The 23,997-nt window shown below is 35.4% G+C and carries 17 protein-coding genes; 7 read left to right on the top strand and 10 right to left on the bottom strand.

Annotated elements, in window-relative coordinates:
- Position 1 precedes the first annotated feature (1 nt).
- From D1868_RS06125 to D1868_RS06105, 5 genes are all read right to left on the bottom strand, one after another.
- Positions 2-490, bottom strand: coding sequence for a hypothetical protein (locus tag D1868_RS06125; RefSeq protein WP_156006565.1), 489 nt, complete (start codon positions 488-490; stop codon positions 2-4).
- 2 nt (positions 491-492) lie between these two features.
- Positions 493-1,452 (bottom strand): ABC transporter ATP-binding protein, encoded by a 960-nt coding sequence (locus D1868_RS06120; protein ID WP_156006563.1) that lies wholly within the window; start codon positions 1,450-1,452, stop codon positions 493-495.
- Positions 1,433-2,398, bottom strand: coding sequence for an ABC transporter ATP-binding protein (locus D1868_RS06115; protein ID WP_156006561.1), 966 nt, complete (start codon positions 2,396-2,398; stop codon positions 1,433-1,435). Before D1868_RS06115 ends, D1868_RS06120 begins: the two co-directional genes overlap by 20 nt.
- A gap of 7 nt (positions 2,399-2,405) precedes the next feature.
- A complete protein-coding gene (locus tag D1868_RS06110) occupies positions 2,406-3,407 on the bottom strand; it encodes an ABC transporter permease (protein WP_156006559.1) in 1,002 nt (333 codons plus the stop codon).
- Between the two features lie 335 nt (positions 3,408-3,742).
- On the bottom strand, positions 3,743-4,777 hold the full coding sequence (locus D1868_RS06105; protein WP_156006557.1) for a MupG family TIM beta-alpha barrel fold protein: 1,035 nt from the start codon (positions 4,775-4,777) through the stop codon (positions 3,743-3,745).
- 299 nt (positions 4,778-5,076) lie between these two features.
- Between D1868_RS06105 and D1868_RS06100 the strand changes: the two genes are divergently transcribed.
- Positions 5,077-7,080: an ABC transporter substrate-binding protein gene (locus D1868_RS06100; RefSeq protein WP_156006555.1), complete on the top strand. Its 2,004-nt coding sequence runs from the start codon at positions 5,077-5,079 to the stop codon at positions 7,078-7,080.
- A 148-nt stretch (positions 7,081-7,228) separates the two neighbouring features.
- The gene (locus D1868_RS06095; RefSeq protein WP_156006553.1) at positions 7,229-8,359 is read left to right on the top strand and encodes a hypothetical protein; all 1,131 of its coding nucleotides are present in this window, start codon (positions 7,229-7,231) and stop codon (positions 8,357-8,359) included.
- An 82-nt stretch (positions 8,360-8,441) separates the two neighbouring features.
- On the opposite strand, the gene D1868_RS06090 is transcribed toward D1868_RS06095, so the two are convergent.
- A complete protein-coding gene (locus tag D1868_RS06090) occupies positions 8,442-10,409 on the bottom strand; it encodes a GH116 family glycosyl hydrolase (RefSeq protein WP_156006551.1) in 1,968 nt (655 codons plus the stop codon).
- A 265-nt stretch (positions 10,410-10,674) separates the two neighbouring features.
- On the opposite strand from D1868_RS06090, the gene D1868_RS06085 reads away from it, so the two are divergent.
- The 3 genes from D1868_RS06085 to D1868_RS06075 all read left to right on the top strand — a co-directional run bounded on the left by D1868_RS06085 (position 10,675) and on the right by D1868_RS06075 (position 14,850).
- A complete protein-coding gene (locus D1868_RS06085) occupies positions 10,675-13,227 on the top strand; it encodes a GH116 family glycosyl hydrolase (protein ID WP_156006549.1) in 2,553 nt (850 codons plus the stop codon).
- A 42-nt stretch (positions 13,228-13,269) separates the two neighbouring features.
- The gene (locus D1868_RS06080; protein ID WP_231112314.1) at positions 13,270-13,536 is read left to right on the top strand and encodes an aquaporin; all 267 of its coding nucleotides are present in this window, start codon (positions 13,270-13,272) and stop codon (positions 13,534-13,536) included.
- Positions 13,537-13,671: 135 nt separating this feature from the next.
- Positions 13,672-14,850, top strand: coding sequence for a metal-dependent hydrolase family protein (locus D1868_RS06075; RefSeq protein WP_156006547.1), 1,179 nt, complete (start codon positions 13,672-13,674; stop codon positions 14,848-14,850).
- A gap of 145 nt (positions 14,851-14,995) precedes the next feature.
- Here the strand turns inward: D1868_RS06075 and D1868_RS06070 are convergent, their stop codons facing one another.
- The gene (locus D1868_RS06070) at positions 14,996-16,171 is read right to left on the bottom strand and encodes an MFS transporter (RefSeq protein WP_156006545.1); all 1,176 of its coding nucleotides are present in this window, start codon (positions 16,169-16,171) and stop codon (positions 14,996-14,998) included.
- A gap of 280 nt (positions 16,172-16,451) precedes the next feature.
- Entirely contained in the window at positions 16,452-18,221 is a 1,770-nt protein-coding gene (locus D1868_RS06065) for a hypothetical protein (RefSeq protein WP_156006543.1), read from the bottom strand.
- A 310-nt stretch (positions 18,222-18,531) separates the two neighbouring features.
- Between D1868_RS06065 and D1868_RS06060 the strand changes: the two genes are divergently transcribed.
- Entirely contained in the window at positions 18,532-19,800 is a 1,269-nt protein-coding gene (locus D1868_RS06060; protein ID WP_196770209.1) for a glycosyltransferase, read from the top strand.
- A gap of 6 nt (positions 19,801-19,806) precedes the next feature.
- Complete coding sequence (locus tag D1868_RS06055; RefSeq protein WP_156006541.1) at positions 19,807-20,331, top strand: zinc ribbon domain-containing protein; 525 nt, start codon at positions 19,807-19,809, stop codon at positions 20,329-20,331.
- Positions 20,332-21,386: 1,055 nt separating this feature from the next.
- On the opposite strand, the gene speB is transcribed toward D1868_RS06055, so the two are convergent.
- Together speB and D1868_RS06045 are read right to left on the bottom strand one after the other, a co-directional pair.
- The gene (gene speB, locus D1868_RS06050) at positions 21,387-22,283 is read right to left on the bottom strand and encodes an agmatinase (protein WP_156006540.1); all 897 of its coding nucleotides are present in this window, start codon (positions 22,281-22,283) and stop codon (positions 21,387-21,389) included.
- A gap of 13 nt (positions 22,284-22,296) precedes the next feature.
- A complete protein-coding gene (locus D1868_RS06045) occupies positions 22,297-23,610 on the bottom strand; it encodes an aspartate aminotransferase family protein (RefSeq protein WP_156006537.1) in 1,314 nt (437 codons plus the stop codon).
- Positions 23,611-23,997 lie beyond the last annotated feature (387 nt).

Below are 23,997 nucleotides of genomic sequence, written 5' to 3'. Positions count from 1 at the left end.
TTTATTTATTTTTACCTTCTTTCTTTCTTCTTTTATTATTCCCTCTCGTTAAAGCGAAATAGTATCCTAATAGTATTAATCCTAGAGATATAAACAACCCTGATATTGTATAGCCAACTTGTGAGAAATCTGTATTGTATACTATAATCTGAGCCGAGACGTTTGACGGATAATTCCCACCCTCTATTAATATCTGCTTAAAAGGTAAGACTTCAAAACTTTTACTAAAGTTACCTTGAAAAGTCCCTAAGTAAACTCCGCCTTCTGGTGGATTTTCCTCGTAAATTAAGATTGGAGAACTTGAGAATCCCTTAATTTCAGCTAGATCCCCTGAGTTTCCGTCAAAGGATATCGAATATCCACTCCTTTCTCCAAGAAAAATATGAAAGGATTTAGTATATATTACTAGATTTGAGTAGTAAAAAGTTAAAGGGATCATCAGTGTACCTACGATCAAAAATGCAAGTGAGATCATTAACAACTTATTCATACTCACTCACCGTATAAGTAACATGCTACCTTTCTATCTCGGTCTACGGAAAAGTTAGGAAATGTCTTAGTGCATTTATCCATTACGTAAGGGCACTTGTTACTGAAAGGACAACCGTTAGGTGAGAAAACGTTGGTAGTACTTAATTCCTCTCTTATTTCAATCTTACTCTTACCGTCACTGTTGATGTCTATATACGAGTTTACTAGATACTTAGTGTAGGGGTGTAATGGGGCACTTATTATATCGTTAATTCTTCCCTCCTCCACAATTCTACCTCCGTAAATAACTACTCCCCTCACTCCTTCAATCTTGTAGTTAAGGTACTTTGCTATTGCTAGATCGTGAGTTATTAGGATCAGTGTAATATCAAACTTTTTCTTAAGATTTGCCAAAAGGTCAATAACTCCAACCCTATAAGATGCATCAAGCATTGTTACAGGCTCGTCAGCTATTACCACTTTAGGATTTATTGAGATTGCTCTGGCTATGTTGACCCTCTGCAGTTGACCTCCAGATAATTGGCTGGGATATCTCTCTGCTAACGATGGGTCTAAACCTACTGCCCTAAGGAGTTCTTCTATTTTCTCCCTAAGTTTATCTCCTTTAAGTTTTAAGTGCTTTTTTATAGGATACGATAATGACTCACCTATAGTTTTGGAAGGGTTTAAAGCGCTTATAGGGTCTTGATATATATACTGAACTTCCCTCCTTATGAGCTTCCTAGTACTTCTGTCCCTCCAGACGTTCTTACCCTTGTATAGGTACTCACCTTGTGTTGGTTTTTCTAACGCTACTAAAACCCTAGCCAGAGTTGTCTTACCTGCTCCACTTTCCCCTATTATGGCAACAGTTTCACCTCTTTCCACAGTTAAGTTTACGTTATTTAAGGCGTAAATAATTCTCTTGTTGAATCTTCCTTGAGTAAACTTAACAGTGAGGTTACTTAGCTTTATTAGCATATAAGAAGCACCTCACTCCTCTATCGTTAACTTGGTAAATCTCTGGATGTTCTACCTTACAAATTTCCATTACCTTATCACACCTAGTGTTAAAGGGACAGCCCTTCTCTGAAGGTAGCCCTTCCTTAATAGGCTTAACCCTCTCCATGCTTCCTCTAATTAACGGCACTGAATTTATCAGAGCGTTAGAATAAGGATGTAAAGGATTCTTTAATATTTCTTCAACTTTTCCCTCTTCTACTATCTCTCCAGCGTACATTACTAACATTCTTGTGGAAATATACGCAGCTACTGGAATCTCGTGAGTAATGAATATTATTGAAGTACCTAACTTTTTATTAATATCCTTTATAATGTCGAGAATATACTTTTGTGTTGCTACATCAAGGGAACTCACTGCTTCGTCCATTATTATGAGTTCAGGATTGAGTAACAAGCTCAAGGCTATTAACACTCTTTGTTTCATCCCTCCGCTAAGCTGAAAGGGGTAAGCTTTAGCTACTCTATCAACGTCTAATTTCACCAATTTAAGAAGTTCTATAGCTCTTTCAGTCACTTCCTCTTTGCTTACACCGTGAGAATAAGCAGTGTCGTAAAAGTGGTCTATTACTCTCATAGTGTTATTCAGAGAGTTTTGTGAAGCTTGAGGTACATATGATATCAACTTCCACAAGACTTCCTTCTTAAAATCGGATTCTTTCATAGACAAAAGGTCTTTTCCCTTGAACATTATTTTAGACGAGGGATCTATAAACCCAGGTGGTTTGATAGCCCTAAGTATGGCCTTTGCCATTGTAGACTTTCCTGAGCCACTCTCTCCTATGACTCCTAGTATTTCGCCTTTTTCCATCGTAAAATTAACGTTTTTCACAGCCTTTATTTCAGTATTATAAACCCGGTAAGATACTGAGAGGTTTTTAACCTCTAAGAAGTCTGAAGATGCCATAACGTTGTCACTCGTTCCTTACCCTTGGGTCTATTAAGGAATATGTTAGGTCAGCCAGTAATACTCCAACCACTACTGCTGTTATAATGATAATAAATATTCCCATTTCCAGCGTGTAATCGTTATTAGTTATTGCATAATATAGCTGATTACCGATCCCCGGATAGCTAAAGATCTCTTCTACGAATACAGAACCTCCGATGGAAAATCCAATAGAAATTATTAAACTGGTGTAGAGAGGAAGAATTGCATTTCTACCCACGTATTTAGTCTCTATTAATTTATCTTTTACTCCTCTTATTTCTGCAAAGCTTACGTAGTCTTCTCCCAAAGTGTATATAGTGTTAGCCCTCATTTGAAGAGCCCAACCAGCTAGGTTAGCAAGGGTTAAAGTAAAAATTGGTAAAACGGCATGGTAAAGAACACTCTCTATAAATGCTAAGCTTAAGCCTGGAGTTATTGTAGGGGAATACGCTCCTCCAGCAGGGAATATATGAAGCTCGAAACCTAGAATGAACAAAAGTATAGCCCCGCTTATGTAAAGAGGAATGGACCTTAGCAACGTGAAGAAAGTAGTTAGAGAAGAGTCGAGTTTAGTACCCCTTTTATATCCCATTTTTTGCCCGATCCTAATGCCTATAAAGAAGCTTATTATTAAGGACGTGGATACAATGAATATAGTCCAAGGTAAAGCTTGGGCTATTATAGCTGAGACGGGTTCTTCAGATATAACGTCTAATCCGAGATTTCCGTGTAAAACTTGAATTATGTAATTTAGGGATTCTATTATAGGATTTCCATGAGGAACAAGATCTTTGTAGAACTGAAGTTCTGAAGCATAAATCTGTGCAAATTTAGGATTACTCGCCTCGGTTACCCTCAGGTTACTCAATATTGCATTTGCCGGGCTATTAGGGGAATACTCTATCAAAGCCCAACTGATGATGATTGTAATAATAATTGTGAGAAATGCCATAAGAAATCTTCTAATAAGCCATAACTTGTTCATAATTATTCTTTCTCCCACATACTTTTAAACTTTCTACGAATAATGTAAACCTGAAGCCTAACGTAGGGTTAAACTAAACTGGTTCTCTTAACTGAAATAATGTACTCATCGCATTTCATTACAACAATTTACGATGTCTTATTATAATTTCATTATTTAAAGCTAAAATTTTTTGTATATTAGTTAATTAATAATTCTATTGATATTTTATATTAATGCAAGGATTAAGTACTATAAACAGATTGAATGTGATTACCGCTTTGAAACACTTAAATGAGAAAAAAGTGTTTTTGTAGACTAAGAGAAGTGATTTATCTTTCATATTCCCCACCATTTCATTTCATTTCTACTGGTATGAGCTTAACCGGCGTGAACTCTCCTAGATAATCTAGTAAATCCATATCCTCTGGTAGGACTTCTCCTATTACATTAAATCTCTTGTCTGCCTCCACTTCTTTCTTAAATATCCATACCTCAATTACATTTGGCCTATTATTCATTACAGTAACAGCTCCCCTAAATCTCCTTGTTATATTTCTTGGCTTGATCTCGTTCTTAACTATAGCATTTAACGCTATGGAGTATTCCTTAATTCTCACATCCTCGAACTTAATGGAGAACACCTTTTTCTCCTCCTCAGTAATGCCGGGGTAAACAAGAACTCTGATCTTAGTGTATTCTCTTGCTTCCACTACCTCACGTAAGTCTTCTTCAGTAGGAAAAGGATCGCCTATGATAACTCTGTCAATTACTTTTGTGTTGAATATGATTGAAGCGGATTTCCCAGTACTCTTCCCCCTAAGCATCTCCACAGTAGTCCTCCCCTCGATTTCTCTAGGTGTTGGTATGAATACAGCAACCGGTATCCCTCTCTGCTTAAACTCTCTTGATTTTCTTATTGTGTCTTCTAACGACAATGCTGTATATTTTATCGGGTAAAAATCGTGACTGGCTTTCAACTGTTCAATATTTTTCACATTTTTCACTAGATAGTCAAGTTTTTCTAACGGGAATATGCTTGCGTTTAGCTCTATGGTTAAGCCTAGATCGTTATTTGCCATTTTAATTAATTCATCTATTGTGAAACCGTAATCAGCTCTGAGACCGCCAATTTTCAACTCCTTAAATATCTTAAGGTTAGATGGGGATGCTCCAAAATCCCTTAATATATCAGGATTAATGTCAACGAAAAAGTACATGTTGTACTTTTCGGCAATTTTAGCAATCTCCTTTATTCCTTCAACATAGTGTGGGTCTATTCCAGACCAAATTTCATTAAATCCCATTTTTCCAGCCATTTCCGCAATTGCCTTTAATTCTTCTATTTTCTCCTTTCTCCATGCTTGTGAGAGTATACCTATAGATCTCATCATTATACACATTATTTACGGCATTAAAATGATAATGTAGTAAGAGATGCTCAGTTAGTTCATAAAAAAGATGAGGATTATGTAATTCCGACTGATCACCTTAATGAGCTCTCTCAGTATTAAGTAGAAAGTTAATGTAGAAATGAGAAATTTTTACGTTAAACATTGAAATGTAAGCAGATCGTGGAGTCTTGTTAGTTAATATTTTATGAACTAAAAGATTTGTTAAATGATAGACTATTCCGAAAAAAGATTAAAGGTTTAAATATAATGATGTTTACATGTTTATCAGAGATAGTATGAACTCACACAAACTATCAAAGTATTTAACATTGGGAATTGTTTTAATACTCTTAGTCCCCTTAACATCTTCTATAACAACATTAGCACAAACGAACACCTCAAATACGTTATATATAGCCTGGGTTACGCCACATCCATTCCAAAGCCTTTCAACTTATAATCCAAACTTATTCGCCGGAGGTTTAGGCGGCTCATTCTACGGGTTAGTCTACGCATATACAGCCCTTCTTAATGTTTCAAATAACGGTATAATACCTTGTCTTATAGAGAATTGGAGCTTCTCTCCACCTAACTGGGAGCAGGTATGGAAAAATGAGACTGTTAATGTTACAATGACTCTGAGACATTCTGGATGGGCTAATGGTGCACCAGTAACGGCTTACGATATCCTTGCCACGAGTTTGATCCTTGACATATTAGGGGCTCCTCCATATCCAAATTACACGGTTATAAACAACTACACTATTGTGATATCTTACCCACCGGGAACTCTCTCTCCCTATTTGCTTCCATTTACGTATCTAGATACTATAGGTCTTGGAGAAGTAGCTCTAATTACTAGCTACTTCCAGTATAAACCCCTGATACAACAAATAGAGGGTAATTGGAGTCAACTACAGCAGGGCAATACTACACTTATAAAGAAATTCAGGCAAGAGCTTCATAGCTACGTACCGCCAGGTCCTATATCAGCTAACTATAACGGCCCGTTCTACGTTGCTGAAATCACCCCTAATGAGATAATACTTGACAAGAACCCCTACTACTTCGCTGCGAATAACATAAAGTTCAACCAAGTCGTAATCTATCAGTTCTCTTCAGTGTCCTCAGCAGAGGCTGCAGTTTTGAATGGTCAAGTATCCATAGAGTATAGTGCTTTCATGTCCTTGCCCTCAACTTTGATATCTAGCTTGCCGTCTTATTATGAAGTAATTAACATTCCTAATCCAGGTGGATATGCCTTGTATTTCAATTTCAAGAATCCATGGTTATCTATGGTTCAAGTAAGGCAAGCTATTGCATATGTTCTTAACAGAACTTCAATAGTACTTGCTGGAGGTCCTAAATATTCACCAGTACCGATACCTAACGGAATACCGAACTTCACGTACTATAAGCAGTTTATAACTCCTGCAGTAGAGAATCTTAATCCATATAATACTAACCTGCAGAAAGCAGCACAGTTACTGGAGAGCGTCGGGTTCACTATGAAGAACGGGCAATGGTATACTCCTAACGGAACGCCATTCACGTTAACTATATTAGTACCTTTCTCACCTGGACCGGGATTGATCAATATGTTAAATGTAATAGAGAATGAACTAACTTCGTTCGGAATACCAACGTCTTATTATGTACAGACTGTTAGCAGTGTGTTATTGAAAGATTATGAGACGGGTCAAGGGTACGATCTAGTCATGCAAGCATGGGGAGGCTACTATCCAGGAACAGTAGACTGGTTCTTAGAGACTCAGTATCTAAACGGAATACCTTATAACGTAACTCAGTGGGACGGAATAGTAAAATTACCTAACGGAACTCAAGTTAATGTCACTAGTTTGTACAAGGCCACAATAGCTCCGAACTCTTCCTCAGAACTTATATCTGCTAACGATGAGATGGCTTATGCTTTGAACTACTACTTACCTGCATTACCTCTGGTATATGAGAGCCAGCAGGTTATCGTAAATACCCATGACTTAATTGCACCACCTCCTAATTCATGGTTCTGGGAAGAATACTTCTACGGAATAGGAGGCACTGCTATAAACCAGTTAGGAATAACTGCAGGATACTTCCAGCCTGTGACTACTTCAGTAACTACCACATCTACGTCATCAACAACTTCTGTACCAACAACAGTTTCTGTATCAACAACTACAACTACTATAACAATAACTACCTCATCATCTAACACCCTTGCAATAGCAGCAGTAGCCGTTGTCATAATAATTATTGTAATAATAGCCGCAGTATTAGCGCTAAGAAGAAGGAGATAAATGAAGTCCTGAAGTTATAAAAAGGTATTAATTTATCTCTTTTTTATTCCTATTTACCGCTTACTTTGATTTTTACGAGTTAACATTCTTCTCGCGTAATAAATGAGACGAAAAGCTTAATTTTATATCACTAAAAGAAAAAATACGAATGAAGAAAAATTTCCTATTTTCATCATGGTTATTTAGTTTGGCTAATAGTTTCTCTGCCCCTCTTTTGGGTCTTTACATTTACATTTATTCCAACATCCTATACACTATTAATTTTCTCCTTATTAGTTCCATCTTTATCTTAGTAGGTTATATAATAGTTGGACATTTATCATCTATATGGAAACAATCAATTATCTATTATAGAATAGGGATCTTTCTATTCATACTCTTTTATCTTGTGATTTTTGTTCTTAATAAAGATACTCCTAAATACATTGATATAGTAGGTTCACTCTATGGATTAGCACAAGGGTTCTACTGGTCTGGTTGGGATATAATCTTTTATCGCACTCCTAAGAAACTAAACTTTTTCAATAAATCAACTTATCTAGGCTTTATAACTAGCTTATTATCACCCGGAGTTTACGGATCTATACTATCAATTTTTCACAATTCGGGATATGGCATTCTTTTCGTCTTAACAGCTGTCTTGTTACTATTTGCTCAGCTCTTTGTCGAGGACGTTAAGATAGACTCGGTAAAGCTTAACATAAGGAATTCGCTCTTAGTGATTAACGATAATAAGACATATAGAAGTACTATGATATCATTAGCTTTAGTTAGTGGAGTAAACTATATACTGGGAAGTCTTAACGTTATCTTGCTTTATACTATCTCGAAGTCCTATTTCAACTTCACAGTTTTAAACTATATATTAACATCATTGTCCGTATTTTCTGTATACTTGTTAAGGGATAGACTGATAGATAGGATCAGACCGTATAAGCTTGTTCTCATTTCTTCACTTACGCTAGTCCTATCTGGTATTTTCGTCTTATTGGGTTTACCTCTCGTTTACCTTGTTATATATAACGTCACTAGCCCATTAATTTATCCGATAATTGACGTCATTAATTGGAATAATATGGACAGAAGGTTCTTAATGGATTATTTAGTGAATAGACAAGTGTTGTTGAATACTGGAAGGATACTGTCCTCTGTGTCTGAAGTTTTCATAGCTATTTTTTCGCCGAGTCAGGAAGTAGTCTCAATTCTCCCTCTTGTCTTCATAGCATCGGTAATATTTGCAAGGAGTGAGTCACAAAAACAAACTGTGTTAGAAGGATGAGTGATTTTTATTTAACGTTCATCCTCAAAAATTTAGAACATAAATAAATAAAGTCAATTTATTTTGAATCTGCAAATCATGTCTAGTCTTTTATACTAATTCCCTTTTTCTTTAATGCTAACTTAACAAGGTAAATAGCCAAACTACCTATGTAATACGGTAGACCGAAATGTTCTCCAGTAAAGCTGTTTATCTTGGATGGCTGATTCCAAGGATATCTATTTGATATTGTATTCCACTCCTTTCTCGCTATCTCTAGACCTTCTTTAACCATCCCCCTTAATATCATATGGGATGCTACAGCAAAAGATATTCTAGGCCAACATGACAACATCTGATCTGTAGATGTGTCAATACTACCGTCTGGGTTAACGCTATTTACGAGACAATAGGGTGAAGCTCTTCCATTTAGTTCGTATATGCTCCTTAATGCTGTGGTTACTTTGTCATCTCCGACTATACTTCCTGACTCCAGTAAGTCACACCAGAATTCTCCAAGTATTTGAGAATTCATGCAAGTATCTTTCTGCTTTTCACCGTGTTTCCATGAGATGAAGTATTTCCCGTTCCATAAGGAGAGCATTGTCTGTTTAGCTTTTTCTAAGACTTTGACGTAGTTAGAAGTGTCATACCCCAATATTTCCCCAGCCTTTATAAATGCCTTTAACGCACAAGTAAAGAGTGAGCCTACGTAAGAGGACGCTCCGTACATATATGTACCGTCGTAAGAGTTATCAAATCCCCCTCTAGAGTCAGGAATACCGTCACCATCCTCATCCCTATTAACTAACCAATCGATAACACTCTTCATTTTATCAAAATTTCTCCTAAGGAAATCAATATCATCAGTGTATTTATAATCCCTAAATATCATAAGTACCCACGTAGGACCAAGATCATTCCAAGCATAAGGATAAGATGCCCCGTATATGGGATCTTCAATACTCTCCTCTCCCAAATCGTGAGGAACTTCTCCGTACCTAATAAACTGACCAAAGTACTCATCCATTCTCTTAACTAGATCAGGAAAGAGCTCGAGGAGAAGGAATGAAACTGCGTCCCATGTCATACCTCCTATTGTATTCATTAAAAGGGAATATTTTGGATCTTCATATATTGCAAACCTACCGTCTTTAGTTAGCCAACTGTAAGTCAAGACGTACATGCTGTTTCTTACCGCTTCGTTTATCCAGTCCCTACTTTTGTCTAACTCTACGTCTAAACCCTTATCGTGAACGTAATTAGCAACGTCTACAGCACTGTGAAACCAATTTTCATAGTAATGCCCGTAAGGATAGTGATGAGGCCTACCGTTAAAGAACCATGCTAAATAGAACCTTACAACACCGTCAACTTCCCTCCAGACTATTCCAGATATTTCCTCCCTAGCGTAAGGCTGTATTTCGTACTTGTCAATTTCGTCTCTTTTTTCTAGTTTTTTAATGTCGAACACTCTTAAGTCTTCTGTCATTCCCTCAGTAGCTGCAGGTATCCAATGTCTATGCCCTACATAAACGTTACAGCCCTCACAGCCAAGAAATAACTCTCCATAAGCTGGATCAGACTGTAGAGCCCTAAGGTTTTTCATTAATACTCCGTTAATTTTTCTCCTTACCTTGTAATTTACCCTCCCCCATCGCCTACTACCTGTTATGTTAGGAAAAGATATGGCTATCGTACCCTTTCCATGCACTTCAAAAACTATTACTGGAAGTGACGAATCTTTCAAACTGCCTGGGATGAAAGGAGAAAAAACCCTAATGGTAAAGTTAGGGTTCTTAATCTTGTAAGTAACCTCGGGGAAAAATGCATCAGCGTGAATATATTCAGGAGTCTTGACGGTAAACTTTATCTCTGAAGAACGTGCGGGATTACCTTGTAAGAACGTATTAGTATTGAGGTCCACTATGTGAAATCCTTTTACACTAACTAACGGATTACTCCAGTTGTTCATAATGGTTATATTCCCGATTGTTAAGTCTTTATAGAAGTCGATTTTTCCAGTTCCTAAAGAACCTATAGGAATACCACAGTTTGAGGGGAACTCCATTACAGATCTGATTATGAACGAGCGTTATATATTCTTGCTAGGAATTGTATTTTCTGACTTCTCCCTGACAGCGAGGTTTCCCTCATTAGTTCAGGATTACATTTGAGGGGCAGTCGAGAGAGTCAGAGACCCATTATATTAATAACAGCAATTACGTCACGATCATTCTCATTACTACACGATAGGCAATGAAAATACCTAATGCCAACTTCCTCTCTCTTAATAAATAAAGATTATTTAAACTAAAAAGAGACTATCTATCTATATGAAATACCTTCACTCCTACGTCTTAGGTTCCGGAATACCTTTAGGTGGTTTGGGCACTGGTTCGTTAGAGATAAGGGCTGATGGAAGGCTTTACGAATGGACAATATTTAATAACGGTGGTTATGCAGAGAGACAAGACATTAGATACACTTACTATTTAACAGAGATGGATAGCTTCATAGTAGCGAAACAAAATAAGAAGGTTAGGCTTCTTCAGGGATATAACTATTACCACGGTGGGAATCCCTATACTCTTCCTTGGTTGAGACCCGTAAAGCAGGTAGAGTTTACTGGAGAACCTCCTATTGCATACGTTAAATTCATAGACGATTTTATTGTAAGCATGAAAGCCTTCTCACCCTTCATTCCAGGTGATGTAAAAAACTCATCCTTACCAGTAGCTATATTCAAACTATCATCATCCAATCCTACTGAGTTTATCTTTGGTATTAAGAATCCCTATGAAAGAGGTTCTATAAAAGTCACAGATAATACAGTAATCTTTACTGGAGATGTGGAGCCGAAAGACCCGAGATATAAGGGTAATCTCTGTTTAAGTGTTATCGCAGAGAACGCAACTGCTATCACTCTGGGTAAACAGCCTGACTACGAATTCTGGATGAGGTATAAGGAAGAGGGCGAGTTAAGGGTAACTGAAGGGAATCTTTACGGTATGCTAAAGGGTAGTGGAAAAGAGGTAACCTACATACTCTCTTGGTATTTCCCTAATCACGTGTTATCCGATGGTAAGGTATTAGGACATTATTATGAGAACTTTTTCACAAGTTGTAAAGAAGTGTCAGATCACGTAAAATCAAATCTCAATTATCTCGAGGGTAAGACTACAAAGTTTCATGACCTACTTTACAAACCTAGGGGAGTAGAGGAGTGGATAGCAGATCTCTTAGGATCTCAACTCACAACGCTCATTAAGACAAGTTGGTTCGGTAAGGATGGGTTCTTTGGCATATGGGAAGGGTATTTTAACACAGCTGATGAGAGAAAATACGGCGATTTCCCTTACACTGACGGTCCCTTACACACAGCATTGAATACTATAGATGTGCTGACTTATGCTATATATTCTCTCATAGTCCTTTTCCCTGAACTTGCAAAGAGAATTCTCGAACAGACAAAGAGCATAGAGGATAACACTCCACTTTATGCCGTTTATGCATTAGCATTCAAAGAGAATAGAGAGAAGTACTTAGAAAGGCTTGAAAAAGACCCCTCAATTTCTACCGACTTAAATAAATTGTTGAAGGTAGTTAAGGAAATAGTTAAAGAGACTGGAAAGGATCCTAAAGGGAGAATAGCTCACTTCTTCACTGACGGTCTAAATGTAGACGAATATCACAGAGTAGACCTAAACCCCGAGTTTGTATTGATGTGGTATCTAACGGCTAAGATGACTGGTGATAAGGATTTCTTAAAGAGGTTATATGATAAGGCTTTATCTGCCATTGAGACAACATTTAAAACTCAGACTTATGACGGGTTAATTTATCACTCATTGCCTGCTGGATTCGAGTGGATGAGGACAGTAAATAATATGCTAGGTGTACTTCCCAAGGCGGAAGGAAATACTATTTACAGCTTATTTGCACGAGATTTGATTCCACTTTCAGTTCAAACCTACGACGATTGGACAATGTTAGGGATAACCTCTTTCACTTCCATACTGTGGATAGCAGCATTACAAGCGTTTAACGAAGCCTCATCTGTGTTAGGAAAAGACAAACGTTATGACTATCAAAGTTTAGTTCAGAAACTGAAAGACTACTTGTGGAATGGGGAATACTTCGACCTCTGGTTTGACCCCCTATCAGGATTCAGAGATAAGGCAAGTTGTGCCTCTCAACTATTAGGGCATTGGTATTCGACTTTGTTGGGGTTGAAATTCTTAGACGAAGAGATAATAAGGAAGACTTTAGCCTTTATCATGAAATATAACTTTAAGGAAGAGGAGGGAGTTATAAATGGAGCATATCCTGACGGATTTAGGCCATTAGGTAGAGCTTACAAAAACGCCCTTAACTTACCCTCAAGTCCTCATTTTGACACTCCTTGGTCCGGTGTTGAATTCTACCTTGCATCTCATTTAGCATATGAGGGGATGATAGAAGAGGCTAAAAAGGTTTTAAAGGAGATTTACGAACGTTATGCTCTAGCCGGGAACTTCTGGGATCATTTAGAATGGGGTTCACACTATATGAGACCTTTATCAGCGATCTCTGTTATCCCTGCTTTTGAGGGGTTAAAGTATGATGGGTTTACAAATACTCTCACGATAACTCCTAACCTAGAGGAGATAGACTGGATCTTCATCTTGCCTTCAGCTTGGGGAGAATTAAAGGAGAATAATAAAGAAGTTAAGATCAACGTAGTGCACGGAGAACTAAAGGTGTCTAAGCTATATCTTAAGCGTAAACCGATAAGGATAACTGTTAACGGTGAAAGCAGAAACTTCAGGGTAATAGCAGATATGATTGAGCTCGATAAAGAGATTATTGCAAGGGAGGGGGACGAAATCTTGATGCAATTAGGCTAGAGTGAGGGTAGGGATTTAATATTATACCTAACTACACAAGGAGTGCAAATTTTTAAAATTAGATTGGCTTTAAGTTTAAACGAATTCCACAATCTAAGGTTTAAAAATAAGGTTTTAATCAATGACGAGTGGCAGGAAAAGGATAAGGACATAGTATTAGCAATTTACACCGCTGGTCCTATTATTGGAGGACATGTAAATCCTAATATAACGTTAGCATTTGCTGTAAATGGATTGATGTTATTCCTTCATCATATCTCAGATTTTAGGAACAATTACTGGAGGTGGGGAGGTGTAATAACTAGCTAGAAAGAATAAATCCTCCAACTTTTTTGTATGCTAATATAGCTGCAGTGTACTTTACTCATGAGCAGACTATAATACGTTAGGACATGGCATGATACTTATCCCTATTTAACTTTATAACACATAAATATTCTTTGTATGATTGCTTTAGTAGGCAAGATTTTTGATGGTGAAAAGATAATTGATAAGGGTACAGTTCTTATTGAAGGGTCTTCTATCATTAAGGTGACAGAAGACATAGAAATACCTCAGGGAGCTCAAGTAATAAAAGGAGATTTTATAATGCCAGGGATGATTGATGCGCATATGCATTTTTTCGGAGTCGAAGATGACAATGTTTTAGCCTGGAATTTAGTTAACGAAATTGACGTGGCAATAAGAAGTACACGAGATATGGAAAAGTTACTACGTTCTGGCTTTACAGCCGTTAGAGATTTAGGCAGTAAAGTAGCAGTTAGGCTTTCTTATCTTCAAGCTAAGGGTGAAATTATAGGTCCTACCGTAATAGCTTCGGGATATTCATTAGCAATAACTGGTGGAAACGACGATCCAAAAGACTTACCATTGGATATTGCACAAAAACTCTCCTATTCTTTCTACTGCGATTCTCCATATGAGTGTAGGAAAGCTGTTAGAAAAGTCATCAGGCAAGGTGCAGGAGTAGTTAAAGTTTATGCCTCTGGTGCTTTCTCTCAAGGTGGAAGGATTCTGCCTGGATTCTCACTTGATGAGCTAAAAGCTATAGTGGATGAAGCCCATAGGGCTGGACTAAAGGTAGCCTCTCATGCTTACGGAAAAGAAGCCATAATGAATTCAATTCTAGCTGGAGTTGATACTATAGAGCATGGATTGGGAATTGATGAGGAAGTTGCTGAAATGATGAAGGAAAAGGAAATATGTTACGTTCCCACATTATCTACATACGAAATTCCTTTTGGTTTGCCTAATCCTTACAGAGAGAATTTAATTAAAAGACACTTCAATGAGGACATGAGAATAGCAGTAAATCATGGTTTATTAATAGCAGCTGGAACTGATTACGTGGGTTCGAAAAAGAGACCTCATGGGGGAAATTATAGGGAAGCTGTGTTATTGGCAAAATATATGAGTAATCTGGAAGCTCTTAAGACTATTACCTCAAACGCCGCTAAGTGCTTAGGGCTTAACTCTGGTTATTTGAGAGAAGGATACAGAGGTGATGTTATTGTATTAAAGGGTGATCCTTTAAACAATATTGAGGATTTATCCCCTTCTAACGTTCTTTACGTGATAAAAGATGGTAAGATATTTAGAGGTTATGGTTTATATCAAGATTGAACTTGGAAAAAACCCCTAGTTGTGTTTTCGTCAAACTGCTATGAAGTGAAGATTAATAATAAACGTGGGTGTGTGTATATTATGCTTAAAAAGCGGATTTCATTAAGAAAGAAGAACTTTGATTATGACGACAGTAGTTTTCGTGCTAATTGCTAACTTTTTGCGGTATCTTAGGCCAAGTTATTACACTCAGGAATACTAAGATAAGTGAGAAATATACGAAGCCGTCAATAGCCTTATCTAGCATAGAAATACCGTAAATAGACCCTATCACTCCTAGAATTATATTTGCCAAACCCCCCATTAGGCTTCCTACGTTATAAGCAAATCCTGAAAGAAATCCTCTAACTTCTATCGGAACTGAGTCTGCTAAAAGAAGAGGCATCAAGGGCCAGAATCCAGTAGAAAATGCAAAGACTGTAGTAGCTATAAATGATACTAACGGATTAATTATAAACAGTGGAACGGAGAATGGTGCGGATACTAATAACCCTATTACGCCTAAAATGATCAATTTTCTCTTGTTTATTACATCTGCAAGCCTTCCGAAGGTTATGAAAGAAATCGCGAGAAATATGTTGGCCACAATCATTAGTATTGCAAGCATTTGGTTGTTCATGTGAATATAGTGTGATGCAATAGTAGTGTAGTTACCGAAGACAGAGAAATAAGCTATAAACATTCCGCTCATGGCTATCGTAGACTTTACCAACACGTTAAGGTAGTCCTTATATCTAACCTTTTCATTCTTTTCCGCCATTTTATAACTTTCACTTACCTTCAGGTAAATATAGGGTAGGAGAAGAAGTGGAAGAGAACCGGTTACTAAGAACAGTCTCCATGAGGATTCTAAATTCGATAAGAAGAAATAATATGTTACGCCAGTTAAGGCATAACCAATTCCGTAACCTGATTGATAAATTCCGCTTATTAGCCCTCTCACACTTACGGGGGCTTTTTCGTAAGCAATCACCATTCCAGCCGTCCAAGCTGCTCCCATGAATATTCCTTCCAATCCCCTAAATAAGAAAAGGAAAATAGCTGAAGGAGATATTGCCATAAGCCCTTGGAAAAGAGCGTAACCTCCTGTTCCTATAATCATGATTGGCTTTCTTCCTATTAAATCGGCATATTTACCGAAAATTATACCTCCTATTACCCTACCTATAAGCCCTAATGCGAAGAGGGCAGAAATTCCAAGATAGCTTAGCGAATACGCAGCTTCAATGTAAGGATAAACGTAGGTGATCAAGAGCAAGTCGTATATATTTCCTGCCCATGATAAAGTACTAGATATCGTAGCATGTATATAGTCCTTCATAAGTTCTTACTTTAATTTTCATTTTTAAAAATTCCTATCATAACTGCTGGAAATTAGTTACTCATGGACGAAATTTCTCTTATAATTAATTAAAAATTGTTAAACTTTTTATATTAGATACTGACAATCGTGTTAATCTCCTTGAACTCTAATTAAAGAATCTTCTCTTGATTAATAAGTTGTAACTGAAGGAGGGCATAGTGTTAATTATTTTCAACTACAGAAAGTGAAAGGTGTAGAGGGGATTTAATGATTTATATAGGATAAAAAGTATTAATACTTATTTCTTTATCCTTGGAAATAGTATTACAATTGCTAATATAATCACTACTACAATAAAAATTAATGGGATTCCATATATAGTGTACCCAAATACTAACATGACAAGGTATAGAGGGTAATTATAATGATAATATAAAGTATAGACTGGAATTTGTAACGTATAGTTTTGTTCAACATAATTTATACTGTTGTTGTATACCAACTCCGAGTAAATATCGAGCGTTTTAGGTACTGAATTTCCAATATAGATTGTAATAGATTCGAAAACAATTTCCCCTGGTTTTATGGTTCCGAGTTGAATTAAGAATGGCGATATGTACACTGTAGAACTATTTGAGTGTAAAATTAAATATGAGCCAACAGCAGGTTCTTTCCCTATATTTTTTATTTGTATTAATAAGTATATCATGTTTTGATTATTCACGTATGGATTATTAGAGAAATAAACACTATAATTTGTTATTGTAAGATTAGCTATACTACTATATTTAGTTACTATAAGGTTAGTTATATTTATGTTTATAAAGTTACTTTCTATAATAATAAAGTTAAAGGCTCTAAATTTAGCATATACTAGATATTCTTTGCTTTGATTTATCGTATTATTTAATTTAAACAAAATCGAACTATTCGCACCTAACTCGCTCAACGTATAATTATACTCTACATTGCTATTTAGTTCTTTTATTGTAATACTTACGTTATTTACAGTAATATTTAAATTATTTCTTACCTGTAAATAAGTCGATGAGTTTTCTAATATTATATTAAATGATAATCTAGGTATGTCTGCTACTGGAATACTAAAACTAGTAAGATTATAAGTAGTTTGATTATTAGTTAGTAGGATAAGGTTAAGCCTTACCAAATTAGTGGTAAAGCTAGTTATATTTATAGGTAAGAAAATCTTAATCACATTACCTGAACTCCAGTTCTTTATGAAGAATGAATATAGTGTAGTATTGTCTTTGCTTATTAATAACCACGATGAGTTAAATGTCATTCCTAAGGAATTATTGAGATATAACACTAGATAATTAGGACCAGGCTCTAGATAATACGGATTAGGTGACAACAAGTTATAATAATCTAACAGCACAGGAGACGTCGTGTTATATAATATTACAAAATCTAATGTCGTATTGTAGTGTTCAAACGTATAGTATGGGGTATAATAAGTTAAGGATATTGGTAACTTATATTGGAATTGATTATGGGGTAAAATGAAGATAGATAAGTTATATGTGTATTGTGATAAAATTGTAGGTATGTAAATAGTTTGTCCATCTACATACAAGCATACGTTTTTGATTGGACTTTTACCCTCGTTCACTATGCTTATAGCAACATGATTTAAGCCTAAATGAAGAAAAGAGGTATTAGAGATCACTTTAACTCCTATATCACCTAAATAGGGGAGAGTGAAGTTTATCGGCGTAACTTGCTGCAATACAGAACCATTATACGAGGATAGGAACCAGATTAAAGTAGCTTGAAAATTAAGATTAGAACCTGGGCTAACACTACTGTTTATTATAACGCTAAAATTATATGATATGTAAGTTGGATAAGTTATAGGAAAATAGTTAATTATGTAAGAGCCACCGCTTGAATTGTATACTCCTTCAGGTAAAGAAATGACTAACTTAAGGGCGAAAAGATTTGCCTGCAATGTTGAAGTTGCATAGAATATTCTTATATTTATTATTCCATAACCTTGAGTATTTGGAGGGACTGCCCACGATGAAAGGAAAATTGATGAAACCAAAGCATTCGTTTTACTATCAGAAGAATATGAATTTATAACACTAAAATTTAGAACTGTCAAAATAACAAGAGTAAGTAGTATTATTCTAAAAATGCCAGCATATCTCCCAAAGTTCATACTATTTCTCAGTGGATATAGTTAAAGTAATTATGTAATAAGTTTTTTTTAACTGATGGCAATATTGAATAGGTAACTAGTTGATATTTAGGAAATAACTTAGAGAATTTAGAAGATAATATATTTCAATCAATTTTATTATTTGAATAAGGAAAAGGATTTTTATATTAGTTTTGAGACTATCATGATAGTAATGATCTTTGAATTATTAGAGCTATTCTATATGATATTAACTCATCAATTTGTGTATTGGCCATTTCATTTTATATTATTTTTTATTTTAGCATCTACAATTAGAGGATTTCTAGCTAGAAAATATAAACCATATACTGAAGGATTAAGTAGGAACCAAGTTAAGGTTAGTGTAATAATCCCAGAGTACAAAGAAGAGTTATCTATACTAGAAAAGGTAATAAGAAGTGCAATAAACAATAACCCCGATGAAATTATAATACTTTGTGATGATGGTAGAAAGGAAGAAGAACAACTGATTAAAAAGCTTCAAAGAGAGTACCCAAGTGCCAATATACGTTATGTATTTCCCGGTAAAAAAATGGGGAAAAGAGCTTCTCTATCTTTGGGATGGTTATTAGCTACTGGAGATATAATAGTACAGTTAGATAGTGATACAATTATGGAACCTAATACAATTAATGAAATTATAAAACCATTTGCTGATCCTAAGGTTGTTGGTGTACAAGGACATCCATTATTATTCCAAACTGGTAGTAGACTGTCATATATAATGGGACAAGTGATAGAACTATCAAGGGATGTAGTATGCAGAATGTTAGATGGATTCTTAGTTGTAATAGACGGAAAAATCGCTGCCTATAGAAGAGACTTTGTTATAAAAAATATAAGAAATTTTCTAGTTGAATCATGGGGAAAAAGTAGAATAATATTAGCAGATGATAGGGCGTTAACATTTTTAGCTAATCAACAAGGATATAAAACAGTGTATCAGTCCACTGCATACGCTAGATCTGCTGCACAACCTACTTTGTTTAAGTTTATTACCCAGCAACTGAGATGGGTTAGAAGTGGTTACTTGTATCTTATCAAAGATATAAAAGAGGGATTATTTTTTAAGGCTCCAAGAAGATATAGATTTCAAGAGATAACTTACTTGTTTTCTCCAATATCTTTTACAGCAGCCCTAATTCAAACGTTAATACTTAATGTGCAAGCAGTAGAAATACTAGATAGTGGCATTCTCCTTAGTACTGGATTATATATTCCCCTCCTTTTACTATCATTTATAATTTTTTCTATAGGGATAGGTATTACTTTTACCGTTTCAATAAAATTAATGAATATAGATAAAGTAGAAATTAAAAAGTTAAAAATAAGATTTATCGATAATATAATTCTAGGTTTAATTGGATTATTCGTAATATATCCCATGACACTATATGCTATGTTAACATATAGAAATGTTACAGATTGGTTAACTAGGTGATATAAAATGGAAGAAAAACAACCTAAAATATATAAAGAACTAAAATCTATGAAAAATAAGCTAAAATATACTTATCGTTTAAAAAAATGTAAATTCTGCGGACATGAAAATCATCCTGTTAACATTTATTGTGAAAAATGTTCTAAGCCACTAACTACTAATCAGGAAAAAATTAAGGAATGGTTGATACAAAAGTATCTAACACAATTCCTTGAAAAGACAAGTGAGTATCCCGATATAATAGCCACAAGAAGAAGGACTAAAATAGGTAATGTGGAGTTTGATTATATCATCGAGCTAGCAAATAATAATAAAATCCTACTGTACACAGTACAAGATGAAAAAAAGATAGTAGATATAATAAATGAAGTAGTAGATTATAACAAGATTAATAAAGAAAAAATAAGGCTAGTATTTCTACAATTATTAAACCAGAGCAGGCAAAATAATTTAATAATTCCTAACGTAGACGGTAAAATCATTGAAAATGCCAAAAATTATGGCATAGAAATAGAATTTTTTGAGGAGTAATATGATTCTGTGTGTACTTTCTATACTTTAACTTTTTCTTTTTGCATTTGTAGCCATACTATTAAACTAAGTAGTGAAAATTCGCTAGGAGTAACCAGACCTAGAGCACCTACAGTAATTGCAAAGTCATGTTAAAATTAATAGTTAGCTTTTGTATCAGTTTTTATATCTAGACTAATAACAACAAATTTTATTTACAATGTTATTCAATTTAGACTTCATATCTTAAAGCCTTTGACGGTTCCGTTTTCGATAAGCCGGAACTATAGCAGCTATCCCAGATATAATCTCGTAATTATAAAACCAGCTGGGGTTTTTGAGCTACAGCACTACTATATTGATCCCCGTAAATCGACTGCCCAACTGATGTTGCCAGCATAGATATAAGTGCCGTAAATGTTAACAAGATATACACTTGGAGAAGTTTCATTGGGCATGAAAAATTCGAATTAGACAAGTAATAATCCAGTAGAGGTTAGGTGTACTCCAATAGCGATTGATTAGGATTTAAAGAGCAATTGTCATACGTGAATTAATAATACCCACACAACTCTTTAATAAAGCTTAACAGTATAATTAACTGTATATGATCCCGACTTTACATATGGTGTGACATTAACATATTTAGTGGATAAGATGTTAAAGGCTCAACCGAAGTTACCGTAAAATAAATAATCGAATTTCCTTCTTGAAATCCTTTAAGTAAGTATAGAGATATTTTCATATCTAACATAAGCTTGTTGGCTGGATTTTACACAATTACGGTTAAGGGTGATAATTCTTCTCCAAGTGAGTCAAATTGTATACATTATAAGTTCCCCATTGAAATGAAACTAATAGATATATAATGACCTTCGTCTTTCTCTAGCTAACGTAGAATCAAATTTTATATTATTAATATTAAGCTCTATCTCCAATTTTTCGGATATTATTGCTATTTCCTTAATTAATTAAAACAATTGTGATTCCTGACAAAATAAACCAATAACAATTATTGTTGTTCAGGAAAATTTCTATGATTAAAAATTAGTTTTCTAAAAAGGTGTAGGAACACTCTATCTATGCTTTGCTAAAACGCTAAGACCCTCATAAATTATATTAGCAGCTAACATTGACGTTATTTCGCTTACATCATAGGGCGGCGAAACTTCAACAACGTCAAAGCCTATAATACTAAAATCAAAACTCCTAATTATCTCTAATATCTCAAAGCTAGTAAGCCCACCTACTTCAGGAGTCCCAGTACCTGGTGCAAAGGCGGGATCCACAACGTCTATATCTATCGATACATAAGTCTTACCTGACGGTAACTCTTTCAGAACTTCCTTCAATCTATATTTTAGATCTCTTATTGTGAAACTTTTCACACCTAATTTTTTAGAATCTTCTACGTCATCCCTAGAGTATAATGACCCCCTTATTCCCATTTGCACTACTTCATTTAATATTCCTTCTTCTAGCGCTCTTCTTAACCACGTTCCGTGTGTATACTTTTTACCCCAATATGAGTCCCAGAAGTCATAGTGAGAATCTAAGTGTACTAAGTTTATTTTTCCGTGTTTTTTATACATTGCTCTAAGTATAGGCAGGGTTATTGAGTGGTCTCCTCCTGCTATAAAAGGAACCCCTCGAATTTTTACTATTTCTTCCTCTATTATTTTCATTGTATCTTCTATGTAGCCTGGAATTATATTGACGTCTCCCATATCACAGACGTTAAGTGAGTCAAAAGGATACACGTCTAAGAACTGGTTATAAGGTCTTAACAGTCTTGAACCTTGTCTTATTCCGGTGGGTCCAAACCTAGCACCAGGTCTATAAGTTGTCGCATCGTCAAAAGGCACACCCAAAAATACCGCTTCACCTTCATCCAATTTTTGGCATAAGGGCAATCTAGCAAAAGTCGAGATTTGAGTAAACCTAGGAGATTTCAGAGCGTCTATCTGCCTCATACTTTATCCTCTCCTAAAATGATTCTTCTATTGGCATGTTTGTCTTAATTTCCTTTGCTTTTCTTATTGCCTCCTCGGCTACTTCTATGTGTTTTTGTATATCTTCCTCAGTATGCTTTATAGATACAGTCCATTGTTCGTTAAAGCCTCCCATAGGTATAACACCGCTAGATAACATCACGTAGAAATATGTGAACCATTTACTGAAGTCAAGTTTAATGAATTCCTTGTAATTTTTAGGAACACTTTCCGAAAAGTAAATTGAACCACTAGGTCCCCACCTAGCTATACTTAATTCCACCCCTAAATCTTCCGCTATATCAGTGTATCCCATTTCAAGCATTTCACTAAGCCTATGCATATGATAGAATGCTGACTCTGTAAGGAGTTCCTGCAGTGTAACAATTGCGGAATTTACTGCTAAAACGTTTGCGTTGAAAGTACCTCCATGTGCTACCTTTCCGGGGCCAATTAACTCCATAACCTCTCGCTTACCACCTATAACGGAGAGAGGAAGACCGCCAGCTATCGCTTTTCCTAGTATTACAATATCGGGTTTTACGTTAAAGTATCCTGCAGCACCTGAATAGAACTTTCCACCGGTTTTTGTCTCGTCAAAGATCACAAGAAATCCCTTTTCTTTCGAGAGCTCAAACACTGTTTTTAAGAACTCCTTATCGGTTGGTATTAGACCCATGTTCATTGCTACGGGTTCCATTATAACTGCCGCAACGTCTTCTTTTGCTACTTTCTCAAAAGATTCTATATTATTCCAGTCCACTACAATAGTATTCTGTATAATCTCTTCAGGGATACCTAAAGATGACGGAGTCTTAATTCCGGGTTTTAAGGGGTTCACATTTACCAAAAGCTGGTCGTGACTACCATGATAATGTCCTTCAAACTTTATTATCTTCTTTCGCTTCGTAAAAGCTCTCGCAAGCCTTATTGAGTGCATCGTAGCTTCTGTACCTGAAGACGAGAATCTCACCATATCTAGTCCGTATCTTTGACAGATCATTTTGGCTAAAGTCCCTGTCTTATAGTATTCAAAACCCATTATGGAGCCGTCCTTAATTGCATCATTTATTACTTCTATGATCTTCTCGTTAGCATGACCTACCTCAAGGACTCCAAAGCCCAAATTATAGTCTATATACTCGTTTCCGTCTACGTCCCATACTCTGCTTCCCTTACCCTTTACTAGGTATAAGGGATATGGGTCAAAGTATCTATAGTTACTGCTTACACCATAGGGCATGAAATGCTTATTCTCTATATAGAGAAGTTTTGATTTTGGCGTCTTATTTACATAGTCGCTTATCATAATTATCACCAGAATGTAGAAGAAGTGTATAAATACTATTGTTTAGGTTTTAAAATCTCAAGAAATATATAATAATATAGACTTAAATCGAATTTTTTCTCACTACTAATTTGAGGTCTCAATTCTACCACCTCTTTATCCTACTTAATGAGAAAGTATATAAATATTTGCTTGTTTTTGTTTATATTTACGTAGAAGTATATACGCAAAAAATGTTAAGTGTTAAAGCTTACACAATTTATAATGAATATTTTTTAGCGTCCTAAATTTAGTTATAAATAGAGAATATTATGATCTTTTTTAACACTATTCATAATGGGCTCTTTAAATTGTAAAAAATATTTATAACAAATGACAAATATATTTTTTAAATGTTTATCAACTATT

Source organism: Stygiolobus azoricus (genome assembly GCF_009729035.1).
Classification (GTDB): domain Archaea; phylum Thermoproteota; class Thermoprotei_A; order Sulfolobales; family Sulfolobaceae; genus Stygiolobus; species Stygiolobus azoricus.
This window is presented reverse-complemented; position numbering and strand designations above follow the sequence as displayed.